This is a genomic window from Nocardioides zhouii (assembly GCF_004137345.1).
Lineage (GTDB): Bacteria > Actinomycetota > Actinomycetes > Propionibacteriales > Nocardioidaceae > Nocardioides > Nocardioides zhouii.
The window spans coordinates 53,370-72,217 of record NZ_SDWV01000006.1 but is presented as its reverse complement, the minus strand read 5'-3'; the positions used below and the strand labels follow the sequence as shown (position 1 = coordinate 72,217).

The following is an 18,848-nucleotide window of genomic DNA, read 5'->3' as shown; positions in this document are numbered from 1 at the left end:
CAGTCGTCGCGCAGCCTCGCAGAATTTTGTGGGGCACAGTCCAGTCCTCGACCGAGGGCCGGGTCCAACGAACCAGAACGGGACATCGCCGTGCGCACGTACAGCCCCAAGCCCGCTGACATCCAGCGTGAGTGGCTCGTCATCGACGCCACCGACGTGGTCCTCGGACGCCTCGCCGTCCAGACCGCCAACCTCCTCCGCGGCAAGCACAAGCCGACCTTTGCCCCTCACATGGACATGGGCGACTTCGTCATCATCGTGAACGCCTCCAAGGTGTCGCTGTCGGGGACCAAGAAGACCACCAAGATGGCGTACCGCCACTCCGGCTTCCCGGGCGGCCTCTCGGCCACGCCCTTCGGTGAGCTCCTCGAGAAGGACGCCCGCAAGGCCATCGAGAACGCTGTCTGGGGCATGCTCCCCAAGAACAAGCTCGGTCGCCAGATCCTGAAGAAGCTCAAGGTCTACTCCGGCCCCGACCACCCGCACCTGGCCCAGCAGGCCACTCCCTTCGAGATCACGCAGATCTCCCAGTGACGACGACTGAGGACGCACAGATGACTGAGAACACTGACCTGAACGCTGCTGGCGAGGTCGAGGAGACCTTCGAGACCGACGCCGAGGGCGTTTCCTACACGTCCGAGAGCGACGCCTCCGCGGACACCCCGGCCCGCCCGGCCACGATCGCGCCTGGCGCGGCCACCGGCCGTCGCAAGGAGGCCGTCGCCCGTGTGCGCATCGTCCCCGGCACCGGCGAGTGGCGGATCAACGGCCGCACGCTCGACAACTACTTCCCGAACAAGCTGCACCAGCAGATCGCCAACGAGCCGTTCGCCGAGCTGCAGCTCGAGGGCCGCTTCGACGTGATCGCGCGCATCCACGGTGGCGGCACCGCCGGTCAGGCCGGCGCCCTGCGCCTCGGCGTGGCCCGCTCGCTGAACCAGATCGACGAAGAGGCCAACCGCCCGGCGCTCAAGAAGGCCGGTCTGCTGACCCGCGACGCCCGCGTCGTGGAGCGCAAGAAGGCTGGTCTCAAGAAGGCCCGCAAGGCCTCGCAGTTCTCGAAGCGCTGATCCACCAGGGTCTCGTCCGATGACGCGACTCTTCGGCACGGACGGGGTCCGGGGCCTGGCGAACGCCTCCTTGACGGCGGAGCTGGCCCTGGACCTGTCCGTGTGCGCAGCACACGTGCTGGCCGACCGCGGCGAGTTCGAGGGGCACCGTCCCCTTGCCGTGGTGGGTCGGGACACGCGCATCTCCGGACAGTTCCTCGAGGCGGCGGTCGTCGCCGGCCTCGCCTCGGCCGGGGTCGACGTGCTCCTGCTCGGCGTGCTGCCGACGCCCGGTGTCGCCTACATGACCGAGCGGCTCGGTGCCGACCTCGGCGTCATGCTGTCGGCCTCGCACAACCCGATGCCCGACAACGGCATCAAGTTCCTCGCCCGCGGCGGGCACAAGCTCGACGACGCGATCGAGATCGCGATCGAGCGCCGCATGGGCGAGCCGTGGGAGCGGCCCATCGGCGGTGACGTCGGTCGGGTCAACCCCTACTCGACGGCCGTCGAGGAGTACGCCGCCCACCTCGAGAGCACGATCACCCACCCGCTGGTGGGCCTCAAGGTCGTCCTCGACTGCGCGGAGGGCGCCGCCCACGCCGCCGGCCCGCGAGCCCTCGAGGACGCCGGCGCCACGGTCATCGCGATCCACGCCGACCCCGACGGCCTCAACATCAACGACAACTGCGGCTCGACCCACATGGAGTCGCTCCGCGCGGCGGTCGTCGAGCACGGCGCCCACGCCGGGTTCGCCCTCGACGGCGACGCCGACCGGTGCCTGGCCGTCGACGCCGAGGGCAACGTCGTCGACGGCGACCAGCTGCTCGCGATCCTGTCCCTGTCACTGCTCGACAAGGGCCGCCTGGTCAAGGACACCGTCGTCGCGACGGTGATGAGCAACCTGGGCTTCGTCCAGGCGATGCGCGCCAACGGTGTCGGCGTACGCCAGACGAAGGTCGGCGACCGCTACGTCCTCGAGGCGATGAAGATCTCCGGCTACTCCCTCGGCGGCGAGCAGTCGGGCCACGTCATCATGAGCGACCACGCCACCACCGGTGACGGCATCCTCACCACCCTCCACGTGATGGAGCGGATGGCCACCACCGGCAAGTCGCTCGCCGAGCTCGCCTCGGTCATGACCCGGCTGCCGCAGGTCCTGCTCAACGTGCGCGACGTCGACAAGACCCGCGCCGACGAGGACGCCGTGCTGGCCGCCGCCGTCTCCGAGGAGGAGGCGGCGCTGGGGGAGCGCGGCCGGATCCTGCTCCGCCCCTCGGGCACCGAGCCGATCGTCCGCGTGATGGTCGAGGCGCCCACCCACGACGAGGCCCAGGACGTCGCGTCCCGGCTCGCCGACGTGGTGAAGTCCCAGCTGTCGCTGCCGTGACGACCGATGCGAGCACCGGACTCGACGGGGGCGCGCCCGAGCCCAAGAGCCGGCTCACCGCGAGGGACGTCGCCCTCGCGATCGGTATCGGGCTGGTGCTCGCTGCCGTGCTGGCTCTCATCACGCCCGGCGCACGCACCCACCTGCTGGGCGGCACGGACCGACGCGACACGACGGTCGTCGCCGTCCGTGAGGGCACCCGTCCCGACGAGGTCGACCGACCGCTGACCACGTACGACCTGCGGTGGACGGACGGCGACGACGTCCGTACGACGACGTTCCGCCGCTCCGGGCGCGCCGATCGCGAGGTCGGCGACACCTGGACCCTGTGGATCTCCCCGGACGGCTCCGCGGTGGAGACCAGCTCGCCGCTGGCCACCTGGCTCTGGCTCGGGATCGGCGCCCCCGCCTTCACCCTGTTGATCGGCGTATTGGTCCGCTGGCGCGGGCGCGTGGCGGAGCGGTCGGTCCTCAAGGAGGCCGACCGGATCGAGGCGCGCCGCCAGCGCCGCGCCGCGCGCTCCTAGTCCACTAGCGTCGCAGCGTGGTCGACATCGAGCAGTTCAACCCGCGCAACGAGGCTGCGCTGCGCGCATGGTGGGAGGTCGGCCACGCCGCGACCGCCCACCGCCCCGGTGCCCCGTGGCCGGTCTGGGAGCAGAGCCGCGTGTCACTGCCGGCGGTGAACCCCGAGGGGGAGGTCACGCTGCTGGCCGCCATCGACGGTCGCGAGATGGTCGGCGCCGGGCTGCTGATGCGTCCGCTGCGCGACAACCTGCACACCGCGACGGTCGATGTGTACGTCCGTCCGGACCGGACCCGGGAGGGGATCGGCGGTCGGCTCGTCGCCGAGCTCGAGGTGGTCGCCGCCGGTGACGGGCGTACGACGCTGCACGGTGAGGCGTTCCTGCCACCCGGCGCCTCCGGCACCGGTCCCGAGGCGTTCGCGACCGCGCTGGGCTACGAGGTGGCGAGCCGCGAGTCGATCCGCGAGCTCACCCTGGCCGACTACCTCGCCCGCCGAGGCGCCCTGACCGACGAGGTGGCCGCGGCGGGGGCCTACCGGGTCGTCACGTTCGACACCGTGTGCCCGGACGCGTACGCCGAGTCGTTCGGGCGCCTGCTCGGCATGCTGCTCGACGAGATCCCGCTGGGCGAGCTCGACCTGCGCGCATCGGAGTGGACGGTCGAGCGGATCCGCGACGCCGAGCAGCGGCAGCTCGGCATCGGTCGTCACGTGCTCACCGCGCTGGCGATCGCCGAGGACGGCTCGGTGGCCGGAAGCTCCGACGTCCGGGTCAACGACACCGACACCACCCGCGGCCAGGTGGGGATCACCCTGGTCGACCCGGCCCACCGCGGCCACCGGCTCGGGCTGGCGCTGAAGCTCGCGACCCACGACCTGGCGCTGGCGACGTACGCCGGGATCGGCACGGTCGACACCTCCAACGCCGAGGTCAACACGTGGATGAACGCCGTCAACGAGGCGCTGGGCTATCGCACCATCGAGACCCTGCTGGAGCTGCAGAAGAAGCTGTGAGTCAGCTCGCGCTGTCGTAGCTCTCACGCGCGGCGAGGATGCGGCTGAGGTGGGTCTCGGCCCAGTCGGTGAGGGTCGCGATCGGCGCGGTGAGCGAGGCGCCGAGCGCGGTGAGCTCGTAGTCGACGCGTGGCGGGACCTGGGCGTGGACGGTGCGGGTGAGCAGGCCGTCTCGCTCCATGGCGCGCAGCGTCTGGGTGAGCACCTTGGGCGCGACGCCGCCGATCCGGGCGCGCAGCTCGCTGAAGCGCAGCGAGCCGTCCTCGAGCGACCGGATGACCAGGACCGTCCACTTGTCGCCGATCCGGTCGAGGACCACGCGGGTGGGGCAGTCGGGGTCGAAGGCGTCACCGCGACCGGGCTCGGAATTCATGGTTACCACAAGGTACTTATAGCACGTTGAAGTCATCAGTTACCAGTGGTTACTGTCGGAGCATCCCGTTCCCACGACTGAAGGACTCCACATGAAGATCGCCCTGTTCGGCGCCACCGGCATGGTCGGCACCCGCATCGCCTCCGAGGCCACCTCGCGCGGCCACGAGGTGACGTCGCTCAGCCGCTCCACCGGCGGCGACCTCGCCGACGCCGACGCCGTACGCCAGGCGGCCGCCAGCCACGACGTCGTCGTGTCGGCCACCGGCCCGAGCCGGACCGGCGAGTCCCACCAGCCGTGGCTCGACGCCGTCTCCACCCTCATCGCGAACAGCGGGGGCGCCCGTGTGCTGTTCGTGGGCGGCGCCGGCTCGCTGCTCACCCCGGACGGCACCCGCCTCCTCGACACCGACGGCTTCCCGGAGGAGTACAAGGCCGAGGCCACGTCGGGCGCCGCCGCCCTCGACCTCTTCCGCGCCGCCCCGGACTCGCTCGACTGGACGTTCGTCAGCCCGGCGCCCGCCATCGCCCCCGGCGAGCGCACCGGGTCGTACGCCACCGCGCTCGACACCCCGGCCGGCGACTTCATCACCGCCGAGGACTACGCCGTCGCCCTCGTCGACGAGATCGAGGACCCGAAGCACCGCCGGCAGCGCTTCACCGCCGCAGCCGCCTGAGCGGCGCAGGCCGCGACGCGGACGTCATGGGATACGTGGGTACGAACCCAGGATTCTCATGACGTACGCGGGTGGATGGGGTCGCGCTGTGTCCACAGATGGCACGCGAGGGGACTTCTCCACAGGCGAGCCACCGACCAGTGGCACGAGCAGGAGAGCCCACACAGTCTGGGGCGGTGCCGAAGAAGGGTGAGTCTCCTCGAAGCCGGGACGTACGCCAGGCGCGTCTGCACATGGTGCGCGACATCGCTGACCGCCAGGGCGGTGTCGTCTCGCGCGACCAGCTCAGGACGGCGGGGATCACCCCGGACGAGCTGGAGTCCCACCTGCGCGGCCATCGGTGGTGTCCGGTCCACAGCCAGAGCATCGCCGTGCACACCGGACCGTGGCCCGATGCCGGCCGGCTGTGGGCTGCGGTCTTCGAGGCGGGCGACCGCGGTTGCCTCGACGGCGCCTCGGCGCTCATCGCGGGCGGACTGGAGCACTACACCGAGGACGTCATCCGGGTGTCGGTGCCTCGTGGCGTCCTGACCCGGCACGCCGTCGGGGTCGAGATCCGCCAGACCCGACGACTCGAGCCGGACGATCTCGCGCCGTCCGGGATTCCGCGGACGCGGCCCGAGGTGGCCGGCGTACGCGCTGGATTGTGGGCGAGGTCGGACAAGCAGGCGACGCTCCTCCTCACCATGACCGCGCAACAGGGACTGACGACCGCGGACCGCCTCGGGGCGCAGGTCATGCGGGTCAAGCGCGACCGGCGCCGGATCATCCTCACCGGCGTGATCGCCGACCTCGTGGGCGGCGTGCGCTCCTTGGGCGAGCACGAGTTCGCGCGGATGTGCCGTCTCCGCAGACTGCCCGAGCCGACCCGGCAGGCGTTGCGACGCGGGCCTCGCGGTCAGTGGTACCTCGACGTCTGCTGGGAGCCGTGGGGCGTCGTGGTGGAGATCGACGGCATCCACCACGAGTGGGCGGCGAACGTCGTCGCGGATGCGCTGCGGCACAACGCCATCGCCCTCGACCGGGCGGTCGTCCTCCGGCTCCCGCTGCTCGGGCTGAGGCTCGCTCCCGACGAGTTCTTCGCCCAGATCACCGCCGCGCTCGTCGCGCGGGGCTGCCCCCTCGACGTTGCGTCATGAGATCTGTGGGTTCGAACCCGAGATTCTCATGACGTCCCGGGCGGGTCGCCTCAGAGCTTGCGGAGGCGGACGTACTTCACCGAGTGGTCGGCGTCCTTGCGCAGCACCAGGTTGGCGCGGGAGCGGGTGGGGGCGACGTTCTGCACGAGGTTCGGCTCGTTGATCGAGTCCCAGATCCGGGTTGCCTGGTCGACGGCCTCGTCGTGGGAGAGGGCGGCGTACTTGCGGAAGTACGACGCCGGGTCGCGGAAGGCGGTCTCGCGCAGCCGCAGGAACCGGTCGACGTACCACCGCTTGATGTCCGTGAGCGCCGCGTCGACGTAGACGGAGAAGTCGAAGAAGTCGCTGACCGCCAGGCCGGTGCGGCCGTCGTCGCGGACCCGCGCCGGCTGGAGGACGTTGAGGCCCTCGATGATCACGATGTCGGGTCGCTTGACGACGACCTTCTCGTGGGGGACCACGTCGTAGACGAGGTGGGAGTAGATCGGTGCCTCGACCTCGTCGCGACCCGACTTGATGTCGACGACGAACTTGAGCAGCGCCTTGCGGTCGTAGGACTCCGGGAAGCCCTTGCGGTGCAGGATCCCGCGGCGCTCGAGCTCGGCGTTGGGCAGGAGGAAGCCGTCGGTCGTGACCAGCGCGACGTTGGGGTGCTCGGGCCAGTGGGCGAGCATCTGCTGCAGCACGCGGGCGGTGGTCGACTTCCCGACGGCGACCGAGCCGGCGAGGCCGATCACGAACGGCGTACGCGGCGGGGTGACGCGGTGCAGGAACTCCTCCTGCTCGCGGTGGAGTCGCGAGTTGCCTGCGACGTAGAGGCTCAGCAGGCGCGAGAGCGGGAGGTAGACCTGCTCGATCTCGCGCAGGTCGAGCTGGTCGCCGAGGCCGCGGAGGTTGATGACCTCGTCGGGGGTCAGGACGGTCTCGGCGGTGCCGGCCAGCTCCGCCCACGCGGCACGCTCGAGCTCGACATAGGGGGAGGCCTCGTTGCCGTGCGACGGCTCCGGGACCTCGGGCATGGGTGCGATTGTGGCACCGCGCCGGGGCGTCGGGGTGCAGCGGCCTGCCGATAGACTCACCGGCCATGTGCGGAATCGTCGGGTACGTGGGTGCCAAGCCGGCCGAGGGCGTCGTGATCGAGGGCCTGAGGCGACTGGAGTACCGCGGCTACGACTCCGCCGGGATCGCCCTGATCGACGACGGACAGATCGTCACCGACAAGCGCGCCGGCAAGCTCGCCAACCTCGAGAAGGCCATCGCCGAGTCGCCCCTCCCGCAGGTCACCACGGGCATCGGGCACACCCGCTGGGCCACCCACGGGCCGCCGACCGACCGCAACGCGCACCCCCACCTGGGGCGGGCACGCCGGGTCGCGCTCGTGCACAACGGCATCATCGAGAACTACGCCGCCCTCCGCGGCCGCCTGGAGTCCGAGGGCGTCGAGATGGCCTCCGACACCGACACCGAGGTCGCGGCCCACCTGCTCGAGGAGCAGCTCGAGACCGGCATCGACCTGACCGTCGCGATGCAGAACGTCTGCCGCAACCTCCAGGGCGCCTTCACCCTCGTCGCGATCGACGCGCACGATCCCGACCGCGTGGTCGCCGCCCGCCGCAACAGCCCGCTCGTCGTCGGCATCGGCGAGGGCGAGAACTTCCTCGGCTCCGACGTCGCGGCCTTCATCGAGCACACCCGCGAGGCGATGGAGCTCGACCAGGACCAGGTCGTCACGATCACCCGCGAGGGCGTCGCCGTCTCCGGCTTCGACGGTACGCCGGCCGAGGGCCGCCGCTACCACGTCGACTGGGACCTGTCGGCCGCCGAGAAGGACGGCCACGACTGGTTCATGCGCAAGGAGATCTTCGAGCAGCCGCGCGCCGTCGCCGACTCGCTCCTCGGTCGCCGCGGCACCGACGGCCTGCTGCAGCTCGACGAGATGCGGCTGTCCGACCAGGACCTGCGCGACGTCGACAAGATCATCATCATCGCGGCCGGGACGTCGTTCTACGCCGGCATGGTCGCGAAGTACGCCATCGAGCACTGGTGCCGGATCCCGGTCGAGGTCGAGCTCGCCAGCGAGTTCCGCTACCGCGACCCGATCCTCACCAGCGACACCCTCGTCGTCGCGATCAGCCAGTCGGGCGAGACCGCCGACACGCTCCAGGCGATCCGTCACGCCCGCGAGCAGCGCTCGAGGGTGCTGTCGATCTGCAACACCAACGGCTCGACGATCCCGCGCGAGTCCGACGGTGTCATCTACACCCACGCCGGTCCGGAGATCGGCGTCGCGTCGACCAAGGGCTTCCTCACCCAGCTCGTCGCCTGCTACCTCCTCGCGCTCTACCTCGCGCAGGTCAAGGGCACCCGCTACGGCGACGAGATCTCGCAGGTGATGGACCAGCTCGACCAGATGCCGGCCCACATCCAGACCGTGCTCGACAAGTCCGAGCAGGTCTACGGCCTCGCCCGCGACCACGTCGGCAGCCGCTCGGTGCTCTTCCTGGGCCGCCATGCCGGCTACCCCGTCGCGCTCGAGGGGGCCCTCAAGCTCAAGGAGATCGCCTACCTCCACGCCGAGGGGTTCGCGGCCGGCGAGCTCAAGCACGGCCCGATCGCCCTGGTCGAGGAGGGCCTGCCGATCCTCTGCATCGTGCCCCCGCGCGGGCGCGACCAGCTCCACGACAAGATGATCAGCGGCATCCAGGAGGTGCGCGCCCGCGGCGCCCGCACCCTCTGCCTGGCCGAGGAGGGCGACACGGCGATCGAGCCGTACGCCGACGTGCTGATCACGCTGCCCCAGGTGCCCGTGCTGCTCCAGCCGCTCGTCGCCGTGGTGCCCCTGCAGCTCTTCGCCTGCGAGCTCGCCACCCAGCTCGGCCACGACGTCGACCAGCCGCGCAACCTCGCCAAGTCCGTCACGGTCGAATAATCATGCCGGTCATCGGCGTCGGCATCGACGTGGTCGACATCGACCGCTTCGTGCAGTCTCTGGAGCGCACTCCTGCCCTGCGGGACCGGCTCTTCACCGCGGCCGAGGCGTCGCGTCCGCCGGCCTCGCTCGCCGCACGCTTCGCCGCCAAGGAGGCGATCGCCAAGGCACTCGGCGCCCCGGTCGGGATGGCGTGGCACGACGCCGAGATCGTCTCGGAGGAGACCGGCCGCCCCCGCTTCGAGATCCGCGGCACGGTGGCCGCGCAGGCCGACGCGCTGGGCGTGGTCCACGTGCACGTCTCGCTCTCGCACGACGCCGGCATCGCCTCGGCGGTCGTCATCCTGGAGAGCTGAATGCTCCGCGCGCACACCGTCGACGACGTACGCCGGGCTGAGGCCGCCGCGATGGCCGACCTGCCCGACGGGGCGCTGATGCAGCGCGCGGCGGCGGGTCTCGCGGCCGCGGTCCTCGACCTGCTCGGCGGCGGCTACGGTCGCCGCGTCCTGCTCCTCGTCGGATCGGGTGACAACGGCGGCGATGCGCTGTGGGCCGGTGCCCGGCTCGCTGCCCGCGGTGTCCGCGTCGACGCGTTCCTGCTCTCCGACCGCACCCACGAGGCCGGCCTGGCCGAACTCCTGTCGGCGGGTGGCCGGGCGACCCGCGACCTCGACGACCTCGACCCCCGCCCCGACCTCGTCGTGGACGGCATCGTCGGCATCGGTGGCCGGCCCGGGTTGCGACCGGACGCGGTCGCCGTCCTCGAGCGGTTCGCCGACGTGCCGGTCGTGGCGGTCGACGTGCCGTCGGGCGTCGACGTCGACACCGGACGTGTCGACGGCCCCCACGTGCGGGCCGCCCTCACCGTCACGTTCGGCACCCACAAGGTCGCCCACCTCGTCGACCCCGCCTCGCTCGCGTGCGGCGCCCTGCACCTGGTCGACCTCGGGCTCGACCTGGGAGCTCCGGCGGTCGAGGCGCTCCAGCCCGACGACGTACGCGCGCTGCTGCCCCGGCCCAGCGTGGACGCGCAGAAGTACACCCGCGGCGTCGTCGGCGTACGCGCCGGGTCGGGTACCTACCCCGGCGCCGCGCTCCTCGCTGTCGCCGGAGCCAACACCGGGCTGGTCGGGATGGTCCGCTACGTCGGGCCGGAGCGGGTCGCCGACACCGTCCGCGCTGCGCACCCCGAGGTCGTCGGCAACGGCCGGGTGCAGGCGTGGGTGGTCGGGCCCGGCGGCGGAGACGACGCCGCCACCATGCTCGCCGAGGCGCGCGCGGATGACGTGCCCGTCGTGGTGGATGCCGACGCGCTGCGACACGTCACCGGCACGCTGCCGGGCTGCGTCCTGACTCCGCATGCCGGCGAGCTCGCCGCGATGCTGGGCGTCGAGCGCGACGAGGTCGAGGCCGCACCGCTCGAGCACGCCCGTGAGGCCGCCCGCCGCTGGGACTGCGTGGTCGTGCTCAAGGGCCACCACACGCTCGTCGCGGCGCCCGACGGCCGGGTGCGGGTGACGACGACGGGCCTGCCGTGGCTGGCGACCGCCGGGGCGGGCGACGTGCTCGCCGGGCTCGTCGGCGCGCTGCTCGCGGCCGGCCTGGAGCCGTACGACGCCGCGTCCGTCGGCTCGTGGCTGCACGGCGCCGCGGCGACCGAGGCCGCGGCCGGTGGGCCACTGACCGCGAGCCGGGTCGCGGTCCACATCCCGCAGGTCGTGCGCGAGACGCTCGCGCCCCCCCGATCAGGAATGCTGGGATGATCGCGCCCATGACCGATCCCGTGCCCTCGCGCGCCGAGATCGTGGTGGACCTCGCCGCCATCCGCCACAACGTCCGGATCCTCAAGGACCTGGTGACGGTCGACGCCCCGGTGCAGCTGATGGTGGTGGTCAAGGCCGACGGCTATGGCCACGGCATGGTCGAGGCCGCCGAGGCGGCGCGCGACGCCGGCGCCGACTGGCTGGGCGTCGCGACGATCGACGAGGCCCTCGCGCTGCGTGCGGCCGGCGATCGTGGTCCGCTGCTCTCCTGGCTGAGTGCGCCGGGCGACGACTTCGCGGCAGCCGTGGCGGCCGGCGTCGAGGTCACTGCGTACTCCGTCGACGAGCTCCAGGCGATCGGCGCGGTCGGTCCCGCGCGCGTCCAGATCAAGGTCGACACCGGCCTGTCCCGTGGCGGCGCAGCGCGCGCCGACTGGCACGACCTGTTCGCCACCGCCAGCGACCTCGAGCGCGCGGGCCGGATCACCGTCACAGGGATCTGGTCGCACTTCGCCTGCAGCGACCAGCCGGCCCACCCCGCCAACGACCAGCAGGAGGCCGCGTTCCGAGAGGCCCTCGCGCTGGCCGCCTCCGCCGGCCTGGACCCCGACGTCACCCACCTCGCCAACTCGGCGGCCACGATCCTGCGCCCGTCGTCGCACTTCGACCTGGTCCGCTGCGGCATCGCGGTGTACGGCCTCGACCCCGCGCCCGGTGTGACGCCGCGGCTCGGTCTGCGGCCGGCGATGACGGTGCGCGCCCGGCTGGTGTTGAGCAAGCCCCTCGCGGCAGGCGACGGCGTCTCCTACGGCCACACCTGGGTCGCCGACCACGACACCAGCGTCGGCGTCGTGCCCGCCGGCTACGGCGAGGGCATCCTGCGTACGGCCGGCAACACGGCCTCGGTCTGGGTCGAGGACTCGCTGCGCCCGATCCGCGGCCGGATGTGCATGGACCAGTTCGTCATCGACCTGCACGGCGAGCTGCCGCCGGCCGGCACCGAGGTGGTGCTGTTCGGCCCGGGTGACCGCGGTGAGCCGACCGCCCAGGACTGGGCGGAGGCCGCCGGCACCATCAACTACGAGGTCGTGACCCGGATCGGCGGCCGGCTGTCCCGGCGCCACGTCGACAGTGAGAACGGCGACAACGAGGAACGCACCCGATGAGCATCAAGGGCCGCATCTTCGGCACCGTGGTCGGAGCGGCAGGCCTGGCCGCCGCGGCCGGCGCGGTCGGCATCGCCCGGCAGAGCCGGATCATCGGCAACCGCGCCGCCGGGGAGAAGGTCGAGTTCGGCGGGCTGCGCAGCGCACGGCGGGTCGTCGTCGCCGACGACGCGCTCGACCTGCACGTCGAGATCGACGAGCCGGCCGACTTCGGGGGACGGGCGTCGACCGACGACGACCTCACCATCGTCTTCGTGCACGGCTACTCCCTGAATCTCGACAGCTGGCACTTCCAGCGGGCGGCGTACCGCGGGCAGGTCCGCACCGTCTTCTACGACCAGCGCAGCCACGGCCGGTCGGCGAGGTCGGACGAGGCCCACTGCACGATCGACCAGCTCGGCCACGACCTGCGCCGCGTCATCGAGGACACCGTCCCCGGCCCGTGCGTGGTCGTGGGCCACTCGATGGGTGGCATGACCGTGGTCTCGCTGGCCGAGCACCACCCCGAGCTGTTCGGTGACAAGGTCATCGGCACGGCGCTCGTCTCGACGACCGCAGGCGGCCTCGACCCGGGTCGCATCCTGTTCCCGATGCTGCCGCTCGGCCTCGGCGGACGCTTCATGGGACGGGCGGTTCGCACCCTCGACCGCGGCCACCGGGTGGTCGACCTCGCCCGTTCGTGGGGGCATGCTGTGGCGGATGTGGTCACCGACCGCTACGCCTTCGGCACCGACCCGGTGCCGGCGTCGTACGTGGAGTTCGTCTACTCGATGCTCAACGCCACCCCCTTCGCGGTGGTCGCGGACTTCTACCCCGCGTTCGCGACGCTCGACCACTTCGACCGCCTCGAGCCGCTCGGTCGCGTGCCGACGGCCGTCATCTGCGGCACGGAGGACAAGATCACCTCGGTCGGCCACAGCCGCAAGCTGCACAGCCGCATCCGCGGCTCGAGCCTGCTGGAGTGCGAGGGGGCCGGCCACATGGTGCTGCTCGAGCAGCACAAGCAGGTCACCGCGGAGCTCGACGACCTCATCTCGCTGGCCCAGGGGCAGGCGCTGCGGTGAGCGTCGTCGTACGCCGAGTCGGGCCGGAGGCCGCTGCCGACGTGCTGGCGGTCGTGCGGGAGGCGTTCGGCGCCCGCCCGGCCCTCGACCCGCCCGCCGACGCGCTCGGCGAGGACGTCGACTCCATCGCCCGGCTGCTCGGACGTCGAGGCGGCTTCCTCGCGACGATCGACGACGTGCCCGTCGGATGCGTCGTGCTCGACCCGGCGCCGGACGGCCTGGTGCTGCGCCGGTTCGGCGTCACGCCCGGTGCGCAGGGCCGCGGTGTGGCCACCGCGCTGGTGGAGGCGGCCGTCGACGCGGCCGCCGGACGCTCGGCGGTGAAGGTCGTCGCGCGCGAGGAGCTGCCCGAGACGGTCGGCTTCTGGGAGCGCCACGACTTCGTGGTGACCGGCCGGACCAGTCCGTACGTCGAGCTCGCCCTCTGGCTGGGCACGACCTTCGACGCCCCGGACGCGGACACGATGCGACTGCTGGGCGAGCGGGTCGGTCGCAGCCTCGGGGCCGGCGACCTCGTCGTCCTCACGGGCGAGCTCGGGGCCGGGAAGACCACCTTCACCCAGGGGCTCGGCGCCGGGCTCGAGGTCCGCGGCGCCGTCACCTCGCCGACGTTCGTGATCGCCCGGGTCCACCCGTCGCTCGTGGACGGCCCCGACCTGGTCCACGTCGACGCATACCGCCTCGGCGGCCTCGACGAGCTGGACGACCTCGACCTCGACACCTCGCTCGACTCGGCGGTGACGGTCGTCGAGTGGGGCTCCGGCCTCGCCGAGGGCCTGGCCGACTCGCGGCTCGACGTGGTGATCGAGCGCGCGGTGGGTCACGCGGCGGACGACGAGCTCGATCCCCGGCGCGTTTCACTGCGCTGGGTCATCGGACAGTAGCCTCGTCGCCGTGCTCCTCGCCCTCGACACCGCGACCCCGCTCGTGAGCGTCGCGCTCCACGACGGGGAGCGCGTCGTCGTCGAGCACTCCTCCGAGCAGCCGATGAAGCACGGCGAGCACCTCGCCCCGCTGATCGCACGGGCGATGGAGGACGCCGGCATCGTCCGGCAGGACCTCACCTCGATCGCCGTGGGCGTCGGGCCGGGACCGTTCACCGGCCTGCGCGTCGGCATCGTCACCGCCCGCACGCTCGGCTTCGTGCTGGAGATCCCGGTGTACGGCGTCTGCTCGCTCGACGCCGTCGCGCTGGAGGTCGTCGGCACCTCGACGACGCCGGGGAGCTTCCTCGTCGCCACCGATGCGCGCCGCAAGGAGGTCTACCTCGCCTCGTACGACGCCGACGGTCGACGTCTGGAAGGGCCGGTGGTCACCCGCCCGGCCGAGGTCGCCACCGACGCCCCGGTCGCGGGCGCGGGCCCCGTGCTGTATCCCGAGCACTTTCCCCACCCGATCGCACCCGTTCGGCCGAGTGCTGGCTGGTTGGCCAGCGGCGTCATCGGAGAGCTCGTAGAATTGGTCGACCCCGAACCCCTCTACCTGCGGCGCCCCGACGCGGTCGCAGGAGCACCCAGAAAGCCGGTCTCGTGATCCGACCTGCCGTCCTGGCCGACCTCCCGGCCCTCGCCGCGCTCGAGGAGGAGCTCTTCGGCGACGATGCGTGGAACGAGGCCCTGGTCCGGCAGGAGATCGAGGGGCCCGGACGCCGGTTCGTCGTCTCCGAGGACGGCGCGGGCCGACTCGACGGCTATGCGGTGACGATGACGGCCGGCGACATCGTCGACCTGCTGCGCATCGCCGTACGCGCGGAGTCGCGACGTACGGGCCTCGCCTCGCGCCTGCTCGACGAGCTGCTCGTCGACACCGACGATGCCTCGCGGATGCTGCTCGAGGTGAGCGTCTCCAACGCCTCCGCGCTCGGCTTCTACGTCGCGCGCCAGTTCAGCGTGATCGACGTCCGCCCGCACTACTACCGCGACGGGTCCGAGGCGCTGGTCATGTGCCGCTGGCTGCCCGGCGCCGCCCGCGCGGAGACGGCGACGAGGAATGACTGACGGACCCCTCGTCCTCGGCATCGAGACGTCGTGCGACGAGACGGGCGTCGGGATCGTACGTGGGCACACGCTGCTCGCCGACACGGTCGCGAGCAGCGTCGAGGAGCACGCCCGCTTCGGCGGCGTCGTGCCCGAGGTGGCCAGCCGGGCGCACCTGGAGGCGATGGTGCCCACGATCGAGCGGGCGGTCGAGACGGCAGGGATCTCGCTGCACGACATCGACGCCGTCGCCGTCACGAGCGGACCCGGCCTCGCCGGCGCGCTGCTCGTCGGCGTGGCGAGCGCCAAGGCGCTCGCCCTCGGCCTCGGCAAGCCGATCTACGGGGTCAACCACCTCGCCGCGCACGTGGCCGTCGACCAGCTCGAGCACGGGCCGCTGCCCGAGCCGTGCCTGGCCATGCTCGTCTCCGGAGGACACTCCAGCCTGCTCGAGGTCCACGACGTGACCGTCGGGGTCGAGCCGATGGGCGCGACCATCGACGACGCCGCGGGGGAGGCCTTCGACAAGGTCGCGAGGCTCCTCGGACTGCCGTTCCCTGGCGGACCGCACATCGACCGGGTGGCGCGGAGCGGCAACAGCGTCGCGATCGACTTCCCGCGCGGGCTCTCGAACCGGCGCGACCTCGAGCGGCACCGGTTCGACTTCTCCTTCTCGGGGCTCAAGACCGCCGTGGCCCGCTGGGTCGAGGCCCAGCAGCGTGCCGGCATCACCATCGACGTGGCCGACGTGGCCGCCTCGTTCCAGGAGTCCGTCTGCGACGTGCTGACCCGCAAGGCGGTCGACGCGGCCTCCAGTCGCGGCATCGAGGACATCCTGATCGGCGGCGGGGTCGCCGCCAACAGCAGGCTCCGCGCGATGGCCGAGGAACGCGCCTCCGCCGCCGGCATCCGGGTCCGGGTCCCGCGTCCGGGGCTGTGCACCGACAACGGCGCGATGGTCGCCGCCCTCGGCGCCGAGCTCGTCGCGCGCGGACGTACGCCCTCGCTCCTGGACCTGCCGGCCGACTCGTCGCAACCGATCACGACCGTCGTCGCCTGAAGCGGGCCTGCACATGACGAAGGTCCCCGCCCGAGAGCGGGGACCTGCATCGTGACGTTCGCGACTGAGGTGGTGCCTCAGTCGAGAACGCCGGGTGCGACGTCGTCGTCGCCGAGCCAGTCCTGGTCGTAGACCAGGCTGTCACGATCGGTGGTCTTCTCGTCCTCGCCCTTGCGGCCACCCTTGCCCGAGGCGCCGCCTGCTCCGGTGCCACGCGCGCCGCTCGAGCCGCGCCCACCCGAGCGCGAACCTGCGCTGGAGCCCGCACTGCGGCCACCGGCGCTGCCGCGTCCACCGGCGCTGCCGCGACCGGACGTGCTGCCCGAAGCCGCGCCGCGACCACCGGCGGAACCCGCACCGCGTGAGGCCGGACTGCCGGCCGAGCCGGCGCGACCGGCGGTGGAGCCTGCGGAGCCGGCAGACCGCGACAGGGCGCCGGCGCTGCCGGCACGCCCCGTCGAGCCGATGGCCCGGACCGGGGTGGCGCCGCGCGTCGCTGATGTCGGGACCGCGCCGGGCCGGATGGCGCCAGCGGCCATGCCGCCCGCACCGCCCGCCGCACCCAGTGCGGCTGCCGAGGCACCCGCCGACGGACCGGTGCCGGCCGAGACCGGCGCGGAGACGGTGCCGCTCGTGGGGTTGTAGGTGATGCCGCTCTGCGACGACCCGATGACCGTGGTGGTCGGCCCGGGAGTCGGGTTCGGGTTCGGAAGGGGCTTCGGGTCCTTGGGGTCGGGGTCGGGATCCGGGTCCGGGTCGGGATCCGGGTCGGGATCGGGGTCCGGGTCAGGGTCAGGGTCCGGGTCGGGATCGGGATCCGGATCGGGGTCCTTGGGGTCGGGGTCCTTCGGCGTCGGGTCGGTCGGCGTGCCAGGGGTGCCGGGGGTTCCGGGGGTTCCGGGCGTGCCCGGGGTGCCGGGAACCGGAGGCGGCGGCTCCGTCGGGTCGGGCTCGCCGTGGATCTCCTGCATCGGCGGGATCGCGGTGACGAAGGCGGTGTCCATCTTCTGCGACCAGTCGGACGCGGCGCCCTCCTGCTCGGCGCGCTGCGTGGTGTACGTCGTCATCTTGGCGTTGGCGGCCGAGCGCTTGTCGCCCTCTGCCGTGATCTCGGCAGGGGTGGGCTGGTAGCCGGGGGAGTAGTTCGGCGCGGAGTAGGCGGGCGGCTGCTCCAGCACGTCCATCGTGGCCTCGGCCTCCTCGGCCTTGCGCATCACCTCGGCGGTCTCCTGGAGGGCGGTGCCGGCGGCCTGGATCTTGACGGACTTGTCCTGCATGGAGGTCGCGGACACCTGGAAGGCCTCGAGCACGGCCTGTGCGGTGACGCCCGACAGGCCCGTCCCGCCGGTCTTGTCGCCAGTGGCGGTCTTCGCGCCGGCGATCATCGCCTGGGAGACCTTGTCGAGGAACTCGCCGCTCGAGAACCAGTTGAGACCGGCATCGCCGGTGGCGTCGTGCCGCGCACCCTGGAGGTACTGGCGCAGTTTGGCGCGCTCGGGACCGATGCTCATCAGGCGCCACTCCCGCTGGTGGTGGGCTCGGTGTAGCTGCCGTCGCCCATGTTGTTGTCACCGGACTCGTCGCGAGCATGGTCGAGCGTGGTGTTGACCTGCTCGAGGGCGGTCTGCCGTTGGACCATCTCGGCGTTGCTGGTGCCGTCGACGTCGCGCACCTCGTTGGCCCACAGGTTGATCGCCTCGCTGTAGCCCCGCAGGGAGTCGGCGAGCTTCTGGAACTCCTCCTCGACGGCCTGGTGGGCCATCTTGGTGTTGACGCCGATGCGGTGCGCGTTGCTCGAGCCACCGAACCAGCCCGGGGCCACGTCCGTGACGATGTGGCTCTTGAGGTCGTCGGAGTTGTCGAGCAACATCTCCGTCACCTCGGCCACGAGGTCCGGATCCACGTTGAGGGCCGTCAAGGCATTCGCCACCAGCCCGATGTCCGCCATCAGCATGTTGTCCCCCATTCCCGCCTCCGAGGGCGGTGAAACACGTCGTGGTGGGGATTTTCGCACGATGTGTCGCGAGGCGCAGATCCTCGACGAGGTCGGCTACGGTCAGGGCGTACGACGTTGGGACGACTCGGGGAGACGTGGGCATGAGGCGACGCGGAGCACTGGCCGCGGCTGGGCTGGCACTGGTGGCGGCGGGGTGCGGCGGCGGTGGTGAGTCCCCGGGCGCCGGCTCGGACAGTCCGTCCTCGAGCCCCTCCTCGAGCGACTCCACCCCCTCCGACGCCCCGGAGCCGGAGCCGACGCCGACGGTGGAGCCGGCCACCGGCGTCGAGATCGAGCTGAAGGGGTTCCGGGTCAACGCGCCGAAGAAGTGGCGGATCAACAACGAGTTCCTCATCGCCGCGACGGCCATCGGGCCCGTCGACGACGGCCGCTCGGGCGGGATGCTGCTGGGGCTGGTCCCCTCGAGCGAGCAGGTGTCGATCGCCGCATCCACGCGGAAGTCGTGGCAGCCGGGCGCCAAGCCCCGGGGGTTCGAGGAGCAGCCGAGGACGGTGCTCGGCGGGCTCAGCGCGTTCTACTACACGGCCGAGGCCAACAAGTTCCTCACCGAGCACGTGATGGGGACCTGGGACTCGGGGTGGATCGTCGAGCTCAACATCCAGCTGCCCAACGCGCTCTCGGCCGAGCGCCAGACGGAGATCGTCGACTCGATCGTCGCGACCTACCAGAGCCCGAGCCCGCGCGACGGCTGAGGCGCCGCAGGGAC

The 18,848-nt window shown here is 72.1% G+C and carries 21 protein-coding genes; 17 read left to right on the top strand and 4 right to left on the bottom strand.

All coding sequences use genetic code 11. From position 1 onward, the window contains the following. The first annotated feature begins 90 nt into the window (after positions 1–90). From rplM to EUA94_RS07580, 5 genes are read left to right on the top strand one after another with little or no spacing between them, the layout of a single operon-like run. Positions 91–534: a 50S ribosomal protein L13 gene (gene rplM, locus EUA94_RS07600; RefSeq protein WP_129426280.1), complete on the top strand. Its 444-nt coding sequence runs from the start codon at positions 91–93 to the stop codon at positions 532–534. A gap of 20 nt (positions 535–554) precedes the next feature. Then, positions 555–1,070, top strand: a complete 516-nt coding sequence (gene rpsI / locus EUA94_RS07595; protein ID WP_129426279.1) for a 30S ribosomal protein S9 — start codon at positions 555–557, stop codon at positions 1,068–1,070. A 19-nt stretch (positions 1,071–1,089) separates the two neighbouring features. Beyond that, entirely contained in the window at positions 1,090–2,439 is a 1,350-nt protein-coding gene (gene glmM, locus EUA94_RS07590; protein WP_129426278.1) for a phosphoglucosamine mutase, read from the top strand. Beyond that, a complete protein-coding gene (locus tag EUA94_RS07585) occupies positions 2,436–2,966 on the top strand; it encodes a hypothetical protein (RefSeq protein ID WP_129426277.1) in 531 nt (176 codons plus the stop codon). Before glmM ends, EUA94_RS07585 begins: the two co-directional genes overlap by 4 nt. A 17-nt stretch (positions 2,967–2,983) precedes the next feature. Beyond that, entirely contained in the window at positions 2,984–3,979 is a 996-nt protein-coding gene (locus EUA94_RS07580; RefSeq protein WP_129426276.1) for a GNAT family N-acetyltransferase, read from the top strand. A 1-nt stretch (position 3,980) separates the two neighbouring features. Here the strand turns inward: EUA94_RS07580 and EUA94_RS07575 are convergent, their stop codons facing one another. After that, entirely contained in the window at positions 3,981–4,352 is a 372-nt protein-coding gene (locus EUA94_RS07575) for a winged helix-turn-helix transcriptional regulator (protein ID WP_129426275.1), read from the bottom strand. Between the two features lie 91 nt (positions 4,353–4,443). On the opposite strand from EUA94_RS07575, the gene EUA94_RS07570 reads away from it, so the two are divergent. Then, positions 4,444–5,028: an NAD(P)-dependent oxidoreductase gene (locus EUA94_RS07570; protein ID WP_129426274.1), complete on the top strand. Its 585-nt coding sequence runs from the start codon at positions 4,444–4,446 to the stop codon at positions 5,026–5,028. A gap of 176 nt (positions 5,029–5,204) precedes the next feature. Then, positions 5,205–6,167, top strand: coding sequence for a hypothetical protein (locus EUA94_RS07565; protein ID WP_129426273.1), 963 nt, complete (start codon positions 5,205–5,207; stop codon positions 6,165–6,167). 50 nt (positions 6,168–6,217) lie between these two features. On the opposite strand, the gene coaA is transcribed toward EUA94_RS07565, so the two are convergent. Beyond that, a complete protein-coding gene (gene coaA / locus EUA94_RS07560) occupies positions 6,218–7,186 on the bottom strand; it encodes a type I pantothenate kinase (protein ID WP_129426272.1) in 969 nt (322 codons plus the stop codon). 65 nt (positions 7,187–7,251) lie between these two features. Here coaA and glmS point away from each other — a divergent pair, with 65 nt between their 5' ends. Genes glmS through tsaD form a run of 9 tightly spaced genes read left to right on the top strand, consistent with a single transcriptional unit; the run spans position 7,252 to position 16,125 of the window. Beyond that, on the top strand, positions 7,252–9,096 hold the full coding sequence (glmS, locus tag EUA94_RS07555) for a glutamine--fructose-6-phosphate transaminase (isomerizing) (RefSeq protein WP_129426271.1): 1,845 nt from the start codon (positions 7,252–7,254) through the stop codon (positions 9,094–9,096). 2 nt (positions 9,097–9,098) lie between these two features. After that, positions 9,099–9,452: a holo-ACP synthase gene (locus tag EUA94_RS07550; RefSeq protein WP_129426270.1), complete on the top strand. Its 354-nt coding sequence runs from the start codon at positions 9,099–9,101 to the stop codon at positions 9,450–9,452. Next, positions 9,453–10,859 carry an NAD(P)H-hydrate dehydratase gene (locus EUA94_RS07545; RefSeq protein WP_129426269.1) on the top strand — a complete coding sequence of 469 codons (1,407 nt, stop codon included), beginning with the start codon at positions 9,453–9,455 and terminating at the stop codon, positions 10,857–10,859. A gap of 8 nt (positions 10,860–10,867) precedes the next feature. After that, positions 10,868–12,025 (top strand): alanine racemase, encoded by a 1,158-nt coding sequence (gene alr, locus EUA94_RS07540; RefSeq protein ID WP_129426268.1) that lies wholly within the window; start codon positions 10,868–10,870, stop codon positions 12,023–12,025. Next, the gene (locus tag EUA94_RS07535; protein WP_129426267.1) at positions 12,022–13,089 is read left to right on the top strand and encodes an alpha/beta fold hydrolase; all 1,068 of its coding nucleotides are present in this window, start codon (positions 12,022–12,024) and stop codon (positions 13,087–13,089) included. The genes alr and EUA94_RS07535 overlap by 4 nt, the downstream gene beginning before the upstream one ends. Beyond that, the gene (gene tsaE, locus EUA94_RS07530; protein ID WP_129426266.1) at positions 13,086–13,973 is read left to right on the top strand and encodes a tRNA (adenosine(37)-N6)-threonylcarbamoyltransferase complex ATPase subunit type 1 TsaE; all 888 of its coding nucleotides are present in this window, start codon (positions 13,086–13,088) and stop codon (positions 13,971–13,973) included. Before EUA94_RS07535 ends, tsaE begins: the two co-directional genes overlap by 4 nt. A 10-nt stretch (positions 13,974–13,983) precedes the next feature. Further along, positions 13,984–14,622: a tRNA (adenosine(37)-N6)-threonylcarbamoyltransferase complex dimerization subunit type 1 TsaB gene (tsaB, locus tag EUA94_RS07525; RefSeq protein ID WP_129426265.1), complete on the top strand. Its 639-nt coding sequence runs from the start codon at positions 13,984–13,986 to the stop codon at positions 14,620–14,622. Further along, complete coding sequence (locus tag EUA94_RS07520; protein ID WP_165356837.1) at positions 14,619–15,086, top strand: GNAT family N-acetyltransferase; 468 nt, start codon at positions 14,619–14,621, stop codon at positions 15,084–15,086. Before tsaB ends, EUA94_RS07520 begins: the two co-directional genes overlap by 4 nt. Next, entirely contained in the window at positions 15,079–16,125 is a 1,047-nt protein-coding gene (gene tsaD, locus EUA94_RS07515; protein WP_129426263.1) for a tRNA (adenosine(37)-N6)-threonylcarbamoyltransferase complex transferase subunit TsaD, read from the top strand. The genes EUA94_RS07520 and tsaD overlap by 8 nt, the downstream gene beginning before the upstream one ends. A 77-nt stretch (positions 16,126–16,202) precedes the next feature. Here tsaD and EUA94_RS22410 read toward each other — a convergent pair whose 3' ends face one another. Continuing rightward, complete coding sequence (locus EUA94_RS22410) at positions 16,203–17,636, bottom strand: hypothetical protein (RefSeq protein ID WP_207210453.1); 1,434 nt, start codon at positions 17,634–17,636, stop codon at positions 16,203–16,205. Then, entirely contained in the window at positions 17,636–18,091 is a 456-nt protein-coding gene (locus tag EUA94_RS07505) for a hypothetical protein (RefSeq protein ID WP_129426262.1), read from the bottom strand. The genes EUA94_RS22410 and EUA94_RS07505 overlap by 1 nt, the downstream gene beginning before the upstream one ends. A gap of 131 nt (positions 18,092–18,222) precedes the next feature. Between EUA94_RS07505 and EUA94_RS07500 the strand changes: the two genes are divergently transcribed. Continuing rightward, the gene (locus tag EUA94_RS07500; RefSeq protein WP_129426261.1) at positions 18,223–18,834 is read left to right on the top strand and encodes a hypothetical protein; all 612 of its coding nucleotides are present in this window, start codon (positions 18,223–18,225) and stop codon (positions 18,832–18,834) included. Positions 18,835–18,848 lie beyond the last annotated feature (14 nt).

Coding starts and splice junctions, on each gene's coding strand:
- rpsI (WP_129426279.1), top strand. CDS start 555: ATGACTGAGAACACTGACCTGAACGCTGCTGGCGAGGTCGAGGAGACC.
- glmM (WP_129426278.1), top strand. CDS start 1,090: ATGACGCGACTCTTCGGCACGGACGGGGTCCGGGGCCTGGCGAACGCC.
- EUA94_RS07575 (WP_129426275.1), bottom strand. CDS start 4,352: ATGAATTCCGAGCCCGGTCGCGGTGACGCCTTCGACCCCGACTGCCCC.
- EUA94_RS07570 (WP_129426274.1), top strand. CDS start 4,444: ATGAAGATCGCCCTGTTCGGCGCCACCGGCATGGTCGGCACCCGCATC.
- coaA (WP_129426272.1), bottom strand. CDS start 7,186: ATGCCCGAGGTCCCGGAGCCGTCGCACGGCAACGAGGCCTCCCCCTAT.
- glmS (WP_129426271.1), top strand. CDS start 7,252: ATGTGCGGAATCGTCGGGTACGTGGGTGCCAAGCCGGCCGAGGGCGTC.
- EUA94_RS07550 (WP_129426270.1), top strand. CDS start 9,099: ATGCCGGTCATCGGCGTCGGCATCGACGTGGTCGACATCGACCGCTTC.
- EUA94_RS07545 (WP_129426269.1), top strand. CDS start 9,453: ATGCTCCGCGCGCACACCGTCGACGACGTACGCCGGGCTGAGGCCGCC.
- alr (WP_129426268.1), top strand. CDS start 10,868: ATGACCGATCCCGTGCCCTCGCGCGCCGAGATCGTGGTGGACCTCGCC.
- EUA94_RS07535 (WP_129426267.1), top strand. CDS start 12,022: ATGAGCATCAAGGGCCGCATCTTCGGCACCGTGGTCGGAGCGGCAGGC.
- tsaD (WP_129426263.1), top strand. CDS start 15,079: ATGACTGACGGACCCCTCGTCCTCGGCATCGAGACGTCGTGCGACGAG.
- EUA94_RS22410 (WP_207210453.1), bottom strand. CDS start 17,636: ATGAGCATCGGTCCCGAGCGCGCCAAACTGCGCCAGTACCTCCAGGGT.
- EUA94_RS07505 (WP_129426262.1), bottom strand. CDS start 18,091: ATGGGGGACAACATGCTGATGGCGGACATCGGGCTGGTGGCGAATGCC.
- EUA94_RS07500 (WP_129426261.1), top strand. CDS start 18,223: ATGAGGCGACGCGGAGCACTGGCCGCGGCTGGGCTGGCACTGGTGGCG.